The following is a 13,236-nucleotide window of genomic DNA, read 5'->3' as shown; positions in this document are numbered from 1 at the left end:
GGCCAATGGGTTTAGACACCCGTTGGCCTTTTTGCTTTTAACGCTGGCCGACCCAGTTGGTGCAGCCTTCGTCTACGCATTGGCGTTTGTAGAGTGAATGCAGGCTCGGTGTGCTGTGCCGATAGCTGTGCTCTGAGGAGAGCGCCACTTCATCTTGCTGCGGCGTGCGGCGATAGACCGCCGGCGTTTCACCAAACTGCTTTTTAAAGGCCCGGGAAAATGAAGGCTGGGAATCAAAATGGAACTGCAGGGCAATGTCCAGAATCGGCCGGGGGGTAGCGCGTAATGCCTGTGCGGCCTTCGACAAACGGCGTTCGCGGATATAGCTGCCGAGCGCATGGCCAGTGGTACTGCGGAACATACGTTGCAGATGCCATTTGGAGTAGCCAGATTTTGCAGCCACGTTATCCAGCAGCAGCGGTTGATCCAGGTGGTTTTCGATCCAGTTCAGCAAATCGTGAATGATATTGGCGCGATCCATTGGTTTAATTCTCCTGCAGCGACGACATTCGGGTAACCGTCAAATGGGACTTAATAATCCAAGATTATTCTTTGATAATAGGCGCGCATCGGCAGTTACGCAAGGGTAAACTTGGATAATTGACGTGGCGAAAAATGCTCCGCAAGGGCTAGGGGTATAGTGAATTGGGCGGGGGGATAGGGAGATAGGAAGGGGCACAGCATGCTGTGCCCGTGTGGATCACTTGATGTTCATGGCGTCGCGCATGGTGAAGAACAGGTCGGTCTGATCGGTCAGCCCCACGATGTTGGCGGCATGCGGGCCATAAGCGGCAACGCGCAGCTGAGTCCCGGTATGACCCTGGGAGCCTTCTTCCGAATTGCCATAGCTGATGGTCATCACCGCGCCGTCTTTGGTGGTTAATGATTGGGTCAGCCCCGGTGCTTTAGCTTTGGCGGCAATAATCTGGCTGGAGTGAGCGTGGTCGGCGGTGACGATCACCAGGGTATTACCGTCGGCGCGGGCGAACTCCAGCGCTTTTTGTACCGCTTCATCCAGATCGACCGTTTCACCAAATTGGCCGCATGGGTTGGCATCATGATCCTGCTTGTCGATGGACGCTCCTTCGACCTGCAGGAAGAAACCGTTCGGGTTGTTCTTCAGCAACTCGATGGCTTTCTCGGTCATCGCTGCCAGCGTTGGCACATTGGCGCTGCGCTCAGGGTTATTCTCGCAGGTCACCGCAGGCTGATCGAGATTACCGTGGTAGGAGGCTTTCGGTCCCTTCCAGCGTACAGGCATATTGCCTGGCGCAAACAGGCCCAGCAGCGGCTTTTGCTGATTGGCGAGGTTAATCGCGTTCAGGCTTTCGGCATCCTCCACCCATTGGTAGCCCAATGCGGCGGCCTGGGCCTTCAGCGTTTTCCCCTGCCATTCACCGCTTTTCGCCAACTGAGCGAAGGATTTTGCTCCGCCGCCCAGCGTGACGTCGGCACGGGTTTTAATCAACTGCTCGGTGATAGAACCATGTCCGCCATTTTCCAGCGCGTTACTGGCGCATTGCTCACTGGTTTCCTCTGGGCCGTAGCACTTGCGGGAGGTTACGTGCGAAACCAGTGCTGCCGGTGTGGCATCTTGCAGCTCCGCCGTAGAGACGTTGCCGGTGGCTTTACCCGCGGCCTTGGCCAGTTCCAAAATCGTCGGTTGATCTTTGCCGTTCACATCTACGCCCAACGCGCCGTTGTAGGTCTTGACGCCGGTAGCCCAGGCGGTGGCCGAGGCGGCAGAGTCGGTGACATAGTCCGGCTTATGGCTTTTCTTATCCAGCGAGTAGTGGGTGTATTGGCCGGTTAGCGGCAAAGCATCGATCCCTTTGAAGTAACCGCCTGCGCCTTCCGCATAGTTGCGTGCGCCGGTGATTTCCGAATCGCCCATGCCGTCGCCGATCAGCAGGATCACGTTTTTAGCGGTTTTATTCGACAGCGATGCTTGCAGTGCGGCGGTTTGATCGCTTGCCAAACGGCGTGCACCGCCGGGTTCGGTAATATCGCCACGAGCCGCGCGGTTGTTGAGTTGATTGTTGTCAGCCAGGGCGGTGGAACATAACAGAGCGGATAATAGGGCACCGGCGATCAGAGAAACGGACTGTTGCATGGGTAGGGCTCCTTGTCGTAATACAAAAATATTGTTGGCATTATTTTGTTACATCGGAGAGTAGAGCAGGAAAGTGACATTTTTATGACGAGCGAGGTGGGAAAAGGGATAGCCTTTCCTGGCAATCCCAATAGGTTATCAGACTTGGCGGGCAGGAATATTAATGCCGCGTTGTACGGCTGGTCTTGCCAGTCCACGTTCCAGCCATTGGCCAACAAGGGGGAAATTGTCGAACTCCACCACGTCGCGCGCTTCATAAAAACCGATCAGGTTGCGTACCCAGCCGAGTAGGGAAATGTCGGCAATGGTATATTCCGACCCCATAATCCAATCACGCCCTTGCAGCCGCTCTTCCAGCACACCCAGCAGCCGTTTGGACTCTTTCTGGTAGCGCTCAAACGGCCGTTTGTCTTCATATTCGCGCCCGGCGAATTTGTGGAAGAAGCCTAGCTGGCCGAACATTGGCCCCACGGACGCCATCTGGAAAAATACCCACTGGATGGTTTCATAACGTTGGGCGGGGTCTTTGGGTAACAACTTGCCGCATTTCTCTGCCAGATATAGCAGGATTGCCCCGGACTCGAACAGCGCAAACGGCTTACCGTCCGGGCCAGCAGGATCGAGGATCGCCGGGATTTTACCGTTAGGGTTGAGCGACAGGAACTCCGGCGTCCAGGTTTCATTTTTGCCGATGTCGATCAGGTGGGCCTCATAGGGTAGGCTGATCTCTTCGAGCATGATGGAAACTTTCACCCCGTTAGGGGTCGGCAGCGAGTAGAGTTGTAACCGTTCAGGATGTTTGGCGGGCCAACGTTTGGCGATCGGGAACAGGGTAATATCGGACATGATAACTCCTCGGAAGCGATGGGATCGTCAACAGGAAAACTCATTGAGTATGGCAGTAAAGCTAGCGCGCCAGGTATTCAAAGCGCCAGGCCAAAATGTGCACTCAGTGCTTTTCGACCTGTGGCGGTCAGTTGCAGCTCACGGCTGTCTAGCTGGCGCTGAACCCATCCGCGTTTTTCAAATGCAGCTAACATGGCAGCGCCCAGTGCGCCACCGAGATGGGCCTTGCGTTCGCTCCAGTCCAGACAATCGCAGGCAAAGCGCCGCCGGGTCGGGGCCGGGGAGCAGTCGATACCCAACTGTGTCAAGGCAGCCTGCCCAGACTCACTGAGCTGATAGTCGTTATCCCCGATTAGCCAGGCCCGCGCCAGCAACTGATGATGTATTTGAACCGCGATCTCACCTGCCATGTGGTCATAGCAGGTGCGTGCATAACGTAATGAGGCCGGGGTGCTGCTTTTGACCGTTGGGCGTTCTACGCCGGCCAACGCCATCAGGCTTTCCAGCATATCGGCCACCGGTTTGCCCGCCAGGCGGTAAAAGCGATTGCGGCCCTGTTTGACGCAGCCGATCAGGTTCTGTTCCTGCAAGCGTGCCAGATGGCTGCTGGCGGTGGATGCCGCGACGTCCACCGCCGCACTCAGCTCCGTTGCGGTATAGGCGCGCCCATCCATCAACAGGCACAGCATGCGCGCTCGGGTGCGATCGGCGATAGCGGCCGTCAGTGCGGCCAGGCGGTCTTCAAGCGTATTGTCATTCATACTTCGAGAATAACCGAAGTATTGCTGCTCGTCTAACCCGACAATGGCTGCTCTCTATGCTTATCGGAAGGAAATTGCCATGACGGCCTGCCCCTTTTCAGTTGCATCGCGGCAAGCGGTGCGTGAAGCCTTAACCCATCCTCAACTCGGCGTTCGCCCCACGGATGAGCCGGTGCCCGCAGCTTTAATTGGGACGCCCGCTCAATCGATTTTCGCCTCTCTGGTACGTATGAATGATGGTGCCGTGCAGCGTGAATTAAAGGGAGCGATCGAGGTGGCGCTGGCCGCTATCACCGATGATGAGATCCGCCAGACCACGGTTTACGTGGCTCAATGGTTAGCGGCCAGTTTGACAACGGCAGAGCAGCTCACCCGGTTTAACTACGCTTTGCCGATCTGCGTACTGGCTGACTTATTGGGCGTGGCCCATCAGGATCGATCTGTCTTGGTGGATGAGGTGTTGGACTTTGTGCGCTGCATTGCTCCTGGCGGCAGCGCAGAGCAGATGGCTGTGGGGGCGGCGGCTGCCGGGAAGTTGCAGATCCGGATGCAACTGGCTGATGGACCGTTGTTTGAACAACTGTGCCAACAGATTGGCGATCGTGCTCTGGCGATAGCCAATGCCATCGGGCTGTTGTTCCAGGCTTGTGAAGGCACCGCCGGATTAATCGGCCAGACGCTGTTGCTGGCAAATCAACCTCATCAGTCAGAAGAAGAGTTGATCCTGGCGGTGTTGCTGCAAACTCCGCCGATCCAGACTACCCGCAGGTTTGCGCTACAGGTGACATTGCTTGACGGTCAACCGCTGGCGGTGGGGCAGAGCGTATTGGTCCATTTGAAAACGCCGCAGGAAAGTTTTGCCTTCGGTTATGGTGCTCATCGCTGCCCGGGAGAACGTTGGGCACGGTTGATCGCCTTGGCGGGGATCGGCTATTTATCCAAACACCACCTTAAGCCCGAACTGTTAAGCCATTTTCGTTGGCGCGTTTCGCAAAATGCGCGCGTACCCGAATTTTATACTGCCGAGGAGAACGATGATGATCGCGGTGATTTTTGAACTACAGGCTGCCGCTGGGCAGCGGGAAACCTATCTAGAGTTGGCGGCGGAGCTGAAACCATTGCTGGCAGAAATTGACGGCTTTATCTCTATCGAACGTTTTCAGAGTCTGAGCGAGCCGGACAAGTTGCTCTCGCTGTCGTTCTGGCGTGACGAGGCGGCGGTACAGCAGTGGCGCAACCTGGAGCAACACCGTCGGGCCCAGGCGCGTGGCAGGCATGAGGTGCTGGAATACTACCGGCTGCGGGTGGCCGAGGTGGTGCGGGATTATGGGTTGGAACCGCGTGAAGAGGCTCCAGCGGATAGCCGCTATTTTCATGGTTGAGTGATCCAGCGCCGGGGTTCCGGTGCTGGATTATATTAACTTAATAATTTAATAACATAACTATTAGAATGGCTTGGTTGGCAGGTATTTGCCATCCAGCGTGATCACCGCACGTTCACCGCCATCGGGGTCCTGGACCTTTTTGATATCCAGCTTGAAGTTGATCGCGCTGATCACCCCGTCACCAAATTGTTCATGCACCAGCGCCCGTAGGGTTGAACCGTAGATCTGCACCATCTCGTAGAAACGATAGATGGTCGGGTCTGTCGGCACACCGCCGGGGATACTGCCGCGCACCGGGATGGTTTGCAGCAGGCGCACCGCATCTTCATCCAAATCCAACTTTGCCGCTACTGCACGGGCGGCCTGTTCCGGTAACGGATGCTGGCCGAGCAGCGCGGCAGTAACAAACGCCAGGCTCAAGCCGGTGCCTTGGTTAATCGCCTCGAAGGTCAGGCCCTTACGGACTTTAGCGTCCATGATGACGTCGGTCAGGCTTTGGCGTGCTGAAACGCTATGTAGTGATTGTGTCATGTTAACTCCTAGAGGTTTGGGTAGATTAGAAACGTTGCATAGCTGGGCTGGCGGTGACGCTTGGGTTGCCCGCCAGCGGTACGAAACGGCGGGTATTGCCATCTAATGCATCAATACAGCCGGTAGCGATATCGTAGATCCAGCCATGCAGTCGCAGATTGCCTCGATCGAGCGCCAGCGCGACCGAAGGGTGAGTTTTCAGGTTGGTCAGTTGGGCGATGACGTTTTCTCGCACCATCGAATTAATACGATCGTGCTCGCTGGCGTGTTCATTGGCCTGATTGACCGCCTTGGCGGCATCGGCATAACGCAGCCAGTTGGCTACGGTGGGCATGTGATCCAGGCATTTACAGGTGGCGATGGCGGTCATGGCGCCGCAATCGGAGTGGCCGCAAATCACGATATCCTCTACGCCCAGCGCGGCAACGGCATATTCCACCGAGGCCGAAACACCACCGGGCTCAGGCCCGAAAGAAGGCACGATATTGCCTGCGTTGCGGATGACGAACAGGTCGCCCGGTTCACGTTGGGTGATCAGCTCCGGCACCAATCGGCTGTCGGAGCATGAGATAAACAGGGTGCGTGGGTTCTGGCTGGTGGCCAGGCGTTTGAACAGCTCTGTGCGCTCCACAAAAGCCTCGCGCTGAAACTTCAGAAAACCGTCAATAACCTCTTGCATGGTGACTCCATCAATGTGTGGCTTGCTTTCAATAGAGGCAAGAATGGACTTTTCTAGCTATAGGTTCCAAGACTCATTTATAATCACCTCGATAGGTATCACTAATAGTTGAGGCGTTATGTTACTGCGGCACATACGTTACTTTCTGGCGGTTGCGGAGCAGGGGAACTTCACCCGGGCGGCGGAGGTGCTACATGTTTCTCAGCCCACCTTGTCACAGCAGATCAAGCAGTTGGAAGAGACGCTGCAGGTAGAGCTGTTCGACCGTTCCGGGCGCAGGGTACAACTCACCGATGCGGGGCAGGCGTGGATGCGCTATGCCCGGCTGGCGTTACAGGATCTGGATGCCGGCAAGCGGGCCATTCAGGATGTCGCGACGTTGGAACGCGGCAACCTGCGTTTGGCGATGACGCCGACCTTTACCTCCTACCTGATTGGCCCATTGGTCGACGGTTTTTTCCGGCGCTACCCAGGGATTACCCTTAATATCCGTGAGATGACGCAGGATAAGATAGAGGCGTTATTGTGCGATGACCAATTGGATCTGGGGATTGCCTTCGAGCCGGTTCACTCTGCGGATATAGCCGCGACCAGGCTGTTCACGGAGCGGCTGCAACTGATGGTGGGGAAGGGGCATCAGCTTGCCAAGCGCCGCGCTGCCTTGAGCGTTGCGGAGGTGCAGCAGGTGCCGTTGGTGCTACTCAACGGTGACTTCGCCACGCGTCATTATGTAGATGAATATTTCCAGCAGCACGCGATTTATCCTCAGGTTGCCATGGAGGCGAATGCGATTAGCGCCATCGTCGAGATTGTGCGCCACGGCCAGCTCGCGACCATTCTGCCGCAGGCCATCGCACGGAGTAATCCGCTGCTGCTGCCTATCGAGCTGTCGGTTCCCATGCCCGAACGCCATGCCGTAGTGTTGCAACGCAAAGAGGGCTACCGCAGTGCAGCTTCACGGGCATTTATTGCGATGTTGCAAGATCAGGTCAAGGAAATGGGCTAAAAAGTGACTGGTTTGGTTATCCGTTAATTCGTTCTGAACGAGATATTTAGCTGGCGAATATCTCCATACCCCGAGCGCCGAACAAATCTTCACCAAAACTTCCCACGATCTCTGTGTTGCGTTATGGCATAATGCGCGCCAAATCACATTCCCAATCAAATTAAGAGCGAGCGCTGTGTTAAGCACTAACAACATCACTATGCAGTTCGGCAGTAAGCCGTTGTTTGAAAACATCTCTGTCAAATTTGGCGGCGGTAACCGCTATGGTCTGATCGGAGCCAACGGCTGCGGTAAATCGACGTTCATGAAAATCCTCGGTGGCGATCTGGCGCCGAGCGGCGGTAACGTGTTCCTGGATCCGAATGAGCGCCTGGGTAAACTGCGCCAGGATCAGTTCGCTTTTGAACAGTTCAGCGTGCTGGACACCGTGATCATGGGCCACACCGAACTGTGGGCGGTGAAGGAAGAGCGCGACCGCATCTACGCCATGGCGGAGATGAGCGAAGAAGACGGCTATAAAGTGGCCGATCTGGAAGTGGCCTATGGCGAGATGGACGGCTACACCGCAGAAGCACGTGCCGGTGAGTTACTGCTCGGCGTAGGTATTCCGGTAGAACAGCATTATGGCCCGATGAGCGAGATCGCTCCCGGCTTCAAACTGCGTGTGCTGTTGGCTCAGGCCCTGTTCTCCGATCCGGAAATCCTGCTGCTCGACGAACCAACGAACAACCTGGACATCGATACCATTCGCTGGCTGGAGCAGGTGCTGAACGAACGTAACAGCACCATGATCATCATTTCGCACGACCGTCACTTCCTGAACATGGTTTGTACTCACATGGCGGATCTGGACTACGGCGAACTGCGTGTCTACCCAGGTAACTACGACGAATACATGACGGCGGCTACCCAGGCTCGTGAGCGCCTGATGTCTGACAACGCCAAGAAGAAGGCGCAGATTAACGAGTTGCAGTCCTTCGTTAGCCGCTTTAGTGCCAACGCCTCCAAATCCAAGCAGGCTACCTCTCGTGCCCGCCAGATTGACAAGATCCAACTGGAAGAGGTGAAAGCTTCTAGCCGTCAGAACCCGTTCATCCGTTTTGAACAGGACAAGAAGCTGTTCCGTAACGCGCTGGAAGTGGAAGCGCTGGCCAAAGGCTTCGACAACGGCCCGCTGTTCAGCAAACTCAACCTGATGGTTGAAGTGGGCGAGAAGGTGGCGATCCTGGGTGCCAACGGTATCGGTAAATCTACCCTGCTGAAAACGCTGGTGGGTGACCTGCAGCCGGATCACGGCACGGTGAAATGGTCCGAAAACGCCAAAATTGGTTACTACGCACAGGATCACGAATACGAGTTCGATGAAACCCTTAGCGTGTTCGACTGGATGAGCCAGTGGAAGCAGGAAAAGGACGATGAGCAGGCGGTACGCAGCATTCTTGGCCGCCTGTTGTTCAGCCAGGACGATATCAAGAAGCGCGTAAAAGTGCTGTCCGGTGGTGAGAAGGGCCGTATGCTGTTCGGCAAGATCATGATGCAGCGCCCGAACATCCTGATCATGGATGAACCGACCAACCACATGGATATGGAATCCATCGAGTCACTGAACATGGCGTTGGAAATGTATGAAGGTACCTTGATCTTCGTTTCCCATGACCGTGAGTTTGTTAGCTCGCTGGCCACTCGCGTTCTGGAAATGACCCCGAACAAGGTGATCGACTTTACCGGCAACTACGAAGACTATCTGCGTAGCCAGGGTATCAACTGATCCCTTCGAGCTTTACCGCACGCCCCTCACCCCAACCCTCTCCCACAGGGAGAGGGAGCTGCCCGGAGTAGGTAATTAGCCCGTGCAGCTTCGGAAAGTAGGGAGTAAAAACAAGAACGAAAGGTATTACGCAGAAGAATCAACGAGCTCGATCTGTCCCCTCTCCCTGTGGGAGAGGGTTAGGGTGAGGGGCCGCATCTTTACCACACACCTCACACCGTGGATCCTTAGGCAGCTTCATCTCGCGAAACTGCATGCTCATCGCATCAAACATCAACAACTTACCCACCAACGGCTGGCCATAGTTTGCCAACAGCTTGATGGCTTCCATCGCCTGCAGCGTACCGATAGTGCCGACTAAAGGTGCCATCACACCCGCCTCAACGCAGGTTAGCGCATTTTCGCCAAACAGCCTGCTCAGGCAGCGATAACAAGGTTGTTCCGGCTGATAGGTAAAGACGCTGAGCTGGCCTTCCATGCGGATGGCTGCCCCTGAGACCAGCGGTTTACGCTGTGCATGGCACAGGCGGTTGAGCAGATCGCGGGTCGCCACGTTATCGGTACAGTCCAGCACCACGTCGCAAGCGGCAATCTGCGCCGCCATTTGCTCGTCATCCAGGTGAGTGTCCAGGGTGTCAATACGGATATGAGGATTGATGGAGCCCAGCTCAATGCGGGCAGATTCGACCTTCGCCATACCAATGCGATCATCCCGGTGCAAGATCTGGCGCTGGAGATTGGAGAGGGAAACCGTGTCGAAATCAACCAGCGTCAGATGGCCGACGCCAGCGGCAGCCAAATAAGGCGCCGCCGCACAGCCCAGTCCGCCAAGTCCAACGATCAGCACGTGCGCCGCCTGCAGCTTTTCCTGACCCTCGAAGTCGAAACCCCGCAGTACGATCTGGCGGTTGTAGCGCAGCGCTTGTGCATCGGTTAATTCCGGCAGCATGTTCAGTTCCTTAGCAACGCATTGAAAGGTTCGATCTCCACTGTCTCACCAGCGGCCACCGAGCCGCGTTCGCGTTCCAGCACGATAAAGCAGTTACCCTGGCTGAATGAGCTGAAAACGTGGGAGCCCTGATGGCCGGTGGTGCTCACTTCCAGCTCGCCTTGGGCATTGCTGGTGAAGGTGCCGCGCTGGAAATCGAGGCGGCCCGGCGACTTTTTCAGTGGCGTCAGGGCGCGAGCTTTCAGGCGTGGTGGCAGTTGCCATTCGGTGTGACCGGCCAGTTTGGCCAGCAGCGGTTGCACCAGCTGATAGAAGGTCAAAGCCGCAGAGACCGGGTTGCCAGGCAGGCCACAGAACCAGGCGTTCTGGAGTTTGCCAAAAGCAAAAGGCTTGCCCGGTTTGATGGCCAGCTTCCAGAAGCTGACTTTACCCAGTTCATCCAGCATTTGCTTGGTGTAATCGGCTTCACCGACGGAAACGCCGCCGCTGCTGATCACCACGTCGGCCTCGCTATCCGCCTGGATAAAGGCCGCTCGTAATGCTTCCTGATTATCACGAATAATCCCCAGGTCGATCACCGTACAGCCCAGCTGTTCAAGCATCAGGCGTACGGCAAAGCGATTGGTGTCGTAGATCTGTCCGGCTTGCAGCGGCTGGCCGACCGGCTGCAATTCATCACCGGTAGAGAATACCGCCACCTTCAATTTACGCATCACCTGCACATCGGCTACGCCCAATGAGGCCAGTAACGGCAACTGTGCGGCCCCCAGCGTGATCCCGGCGGGCAGCACGCTCGCCCCGCGCAGGATATCTTCACCCGCCAAACGGATATTTTGCCCGGCGGTTACCGGGGCGTTGAAACGCACTCCAGCCTCGGTGACTTCAGCCTGTTCTTGCATGATCACCGCATCCGCACCGGCGGGAATTGGCGCTCCGGTCATGATGCGTACGCAGGTGTTGGCAGGCCAGGCATCCGTAAACGGAGCCCCGGCAAAGGCTTTACCTGCTACCGGTAACGGAGAGTTGCCGTTCAGGTCACTGAGACGTACCGCATAGCCGTCCATCGCCGAGTTGGCGAAGGGCGGGACATCGATAGGGGAGACCACCGGGGTGGCAGTAATGCGCCCGGCTGCGCTGGTCAAGGCGATAGATTCGCTCTGTTGCAGTGGCGCGATCTGGGAGAGCATTTTCTCCAGTGCCTGCTCAAGAGAAATGAGGTCAGAAGTATGACAGTGATCCATAAACAAAACTCCGTAATCGGCGTGCGCGAATTTTTCGGCAAAGTGGGGCTATTATGGCAGATAACGCCGTGGTGGAGAAACCAGGTTAACGCATTGAAATCAATAACAGGAGACAGCCATGCATCAGCACGTACTGGATTTTTGGTTCGAAGAGATCGACCCAGCCATGTGGTTTAAGAAGGACGATGAGTTCGACCGTTTGCTGCACACCCGCTTTGGCCAGCTGTGGCAGGCGGCGTCCCAGGGTGAACTGGCACATTGGCGTGCAACCATCAAAGGCAGACTGGCGGAAATCATCGTGCTCGATCAGTTCAGCCGTAATCTGTTCCGCAACACACCACGCTCCTTTGCTTGTGACGGAATGGCGCTGGTGCTGGCTCAGGAAGCGATCGCCACTGGGCTATGTGAAAACCTGACGGTTGAGCAGCGCGGCTTCCTTTATTTGCCGTTTATGCATTCCGAATCCGCCTTGATCCACCAGCAGGCGTTGGAGTTGTTTCGCGAATTAAATAATGGTGACCAGTTGGAGTTTGAATTACGTCATAAAGCCATAATCGATCGTTTTGGACGTTATCCCCATCGTAACGAGATATTAGGCCGGGAATCTACGTTTGAGGAGCAGGAATTTCTGCAACAACCGGGATCGGGTTTCTGAATATTTTTCATTGGCGTGTAAGTGGGGAATAGCGGAAAGGGGCATGGGATAACGCTTATTAAACATGAGCCGAGCCGGTCTATTTCCTGCTGCTGCCAATAGGCTGGTTAAATCTGTCAGCGATAAATAAAAAACCAGATAACCCACTGTTTTTATACCGTTTAGCTCTTTCTATGCACAAAACAGTCTAAGCAGGCTACGCTTAATGCTTGGCGACCAGTTTGTGCTTTACATCGATTGCCGGGCTAAATATAGTCGAAAAACACGAAATAATAATTCTCTCTCCAATTTCATGCGGTACCTGCTTGAATTGCCGCGGATAGAAACAGGTGTCAGGTCAATGAGCAAACCAGTGATTGCCATTCATGGTGGTGCGGGCGCAATTACCCGTGCGGCATTGAGTGCAGAGAAAGAACAAGATTATATCCGGGCGCTTTCCGACATTGTGGCTGCCGGGCAGGCTATTTTGGCCGCAGGCGGCAGCGCACTGGACGCGGTAACGGAGGCAGTCAGGCTGCTGGAGGAGTGCCCGCTGTTCAACGCAGGCAAGGGCGCGGTATTTACCCACCAGGGTACCCATGAGCTGGATGCCTGCGTGATGGATGGCCATACCTGTGACGCAGGGGCGGTCGCCGGGGTCAGCCGGATACGCAACCCGGTACTGGCCGCGCGTGCGGTGCTGGAAAACAGCACTCATGTGCTGTTTGGCGGCGAAGGGGCGGAAAGATTTGCCGCCAATCATGGCCTGGAAATGGTCGAGCCCAATTTCTTCTTTACCCAGGAACGTTTTGACCAACTGCACCGTGCTCAGGCTGAGCAGGGCCGGGTGTTGCTCGATCACGACGGCGCGGCGGCGCTCAGCGGCGACCCACTGGATCCCGATCGCAAATTTGGCACCGTGGGGGCGGTAGCGCTGGATGCTCTGGGCAACCTGGCTGCGGCCACATCAACCGGCGGGATGACCAATAAGGCGGCAGGGCGCATTGGCGATACGCCGATTATTGGCGCTGGTTGCTATGCCAACAACGCCACGGTAGCGGTCTCCAGCACCGGTACCGGCGAAATCTTTATGCGCACCGTCGCGGCCTACGACGTTTCTGCATTGATTGAATATGCCGGTCTAACCCTGCAACAGGCCTGCGATAAAGTGGTGATGGAAAAGCTGTTGGCGCTGGGTGGCAGCGGTGGGCTGATCGCCATAGATCGTTTTGGCAACGTCGCACTGCCGTTTAACAGTGAAGGAATGTATCGCGGTTTCGGCTACGTCGGCGATGCCCCTTCCGTAGGCATCTACCGCTGAAC

At 56.0% G+C, this 13,236-nt stretch carries 14 protein-coding genes; 6 read left to right on the top strand and 8 right to left on the bottom strand.

Going from position 1 to position 13,236, the window contains the following annotated elements:
* Positions 1-37: 37 nt before the first annotated feature.
* From ACMV5H_RS16210 to ACMV5H_RS16195, 4 genes are all read right to left on the bottom strand, one after another.
* Positions 38-481, bottom strand: coding sequence for a helix-turn-helix domain-containing protein (locus tag ACMV5H_RS16210; protein WP_021180553.1), 444 nt, complete (start codon positions 479-481; stop codon positions 38-40).
* Between the two features lie 219 nt (positions 482-700).
* Positions 701-2,113, bottom strand: coding sequence for an alkaline phosphatase (gene phoA, locus ACMV5H_RS16205; RefSeq protein WP_223499161.1), 1,413 nt, complete (start codon positions 2,111-2,113; stop codon positions 701-703).
* 138 nt (positions 2,114-2,251) lie between these two features.
* Positions 2,252-2,959 (bottom strand): glutathione binding-like protein, encoded by a 708-nt coding sequence (locus ACMV5H_RS16200; protein WP_414822095.1) that lies wholly within the window; start codon positions 2,957-2,959, stop codon positions 2,252-2,254.
* A gap of 77 nt (positions 2,960-3,036) precedes the next feature.
* Positions 3,037-3,720 carry an ArsR/SmtB family transcription factor gene (locus ACMV5H_RS16195; protein WP_059200291.1) on the bottom strand — a complete coding sequence of 228 codons (684 nt, stop codon included), beginning with the start codon at positions 3,718-3,720 and terminating at the stop codon, positions 3,037-3,039.
* A gap of 79 nt (positions 3,721-3,799) precedes the next feature.
* Between ACMV5H_RS16195 and ACMV5H_RS16190 the strand changes: the two genes are divergently transcribed.
* Entirely contained in the window at positions 3,800-4,777 is a 978-nt protein-coding gene (locus tag ACMV5H_RS16190) for a cytochrome P450 (RefSeq protein ID WP_414822094.1), read from the top strand.
* Positions 4,758-5,102 carry an antibiotic biosynthesis monooxygenase family protein gene (locus ACMV5H_RS16185; protein ID WP_414822115.1) on the top strand — a complete coding sequence of 115 codons (345 nt, stop codon included), beginning with the start codon at positions 4,758-4,760 and terminating at the stop codon, positions 5,100-5,102. Before ACMV5H_RS16190 ends, ACMV5H_RS16185 begins: the two co-directional genes overlap by 20 nt.
* 63 nt (positions 5,103-5,165) lie before the next feature.
* On the opposite strand, the gene cynS is transcribed toward ACMV5H_RS16185, so the two are convergent.
* A complete protein-coding gene (gene cynS / locus ACMV5H_RS16180) occupies positions 5,166-5,636 on the bottom strand; it encodes a cyanase (protein ID WP_059200294.1) in 471 nt (156 codons plus the stop codon).
* A gap of 25 nt (positions 5,637-5,661) precedes the next feature.
* On the bottom strand, positions 5,662-6,315 hold the full coding sequence (locus ACMV5H_RS16175) for a carbonic anhydrase (protein ID WP_218519621.1): 654 nt from the start codon (positions 6,313-6,315) through the stop codon (positions 5,662-5,664).
* A 118-nt stretch (positions 6,316-6,433) separates the two neighbouring features.
* Here ACMV5H_RS16175 and cynR point away from each other — a divergent pair, with 118 nt between their 5' ends.
* Both cynR and ACMV5H_RS16165 read left to right on the top strand, forming a co-directional pair.
* Positions 6,434-7,321, top strand: a complete 888-nt coding sequence (gene cynR / locus ACMV5H_RS16170) for a transcriptional regulator CynR (protein WP_414822093.1) — start codon at positions 6,434-6,436, stop codon at positions 7,319-7,321.
* 175 nt (positions 7,322-7,496) lie between these two features.
* Complete coding sequence (locus tag ACMV5H_RS16165; protein ID WP_021180561.1) at positions 7,497-9,089, top strand: ABC-F family ATPase; 1,593 nt, start codon at positions 7,497-7,499, stop codon at positions 9,087-9,089.
* 139 nt (positions 9,090-9,228) lie between these two features.
* Here the strand turns inward: ACMV5H_RS16165 and moeB are convergent, their stop codons facing one another.
* Positions 9,229-10,038, bottom strand: coding sequence for a molybdopterin-synthase adenylyltransferase MoeB (gene moeB, locus ACMV5H_RS16160; RefSeq protein ID WP_115159241.1), 810 nt, complete (start codon positions 10,036-10,038; stop codon positions 9,229-9,231).
* Between the two features lie 2 nt (positions 10,039-10,040).
* Positions 10,041-11,279, bottom strand: coding sequence for a molybdopterin molybdotransferase MoeA (gene moeA / locus ACMV5H_RS16155; protein ID WP_115159242.1), 1,239 nt, complete (start codon positions 11,277-11,279; stop codon positions 10,041-10,043).
* Positions 11,280-11,397: 118 nt separating this feature from the next.
* Here moeA and ACMV5H_RS16150 point away from each other — a divergent pair, with 118 nt between their 5' ends.
* Together ACMV5H_RS16150 and ACMV5H_RS16145 are read left to right on the top strand one after the other, a co-directional pair.
* Positions 11,398-11,934, top strand: coding sequence for a DUF924 family protein (locus ACMV5H_RS16150; RefSeq protein WP_209524067.1), 537 nt, complete (start codon positions 11,398-11,400; stop codon positions 11,932-11,934).
* 340 nt (positions 11,935-12,274) lie between these two features.
* Complete coding sequence (locus tag ACMV5H_RS16145; protein ID WP_059200298.1) at positions 12,275-13,234, top strand: isoaspartyl peptidase/L-asparaginase family protein; 960 nt, start codon at positions 12,275-12,277, stop codon at positions 13,232-13,234.
* Positions 13,235-13,236 lie beyond the last annotated feature (2 nt).

The sequence above is a fragment of the Serratia sp. N21D137 genome (assembly GCF_047530005.1).
In the GTDB taxonomy this organism is placed as follows: Bacteria; Pseudomonadota; Gammaproteobacteria; order Enterobacterales; family Enterobacteriaceae; genus Chania; species Chania fonticola_B.
The sequence above is the reverse complement of the archived record's forward strand: the minus strand, read 5'-3'. Positions and strand labels throughout refer to the sequence as shown.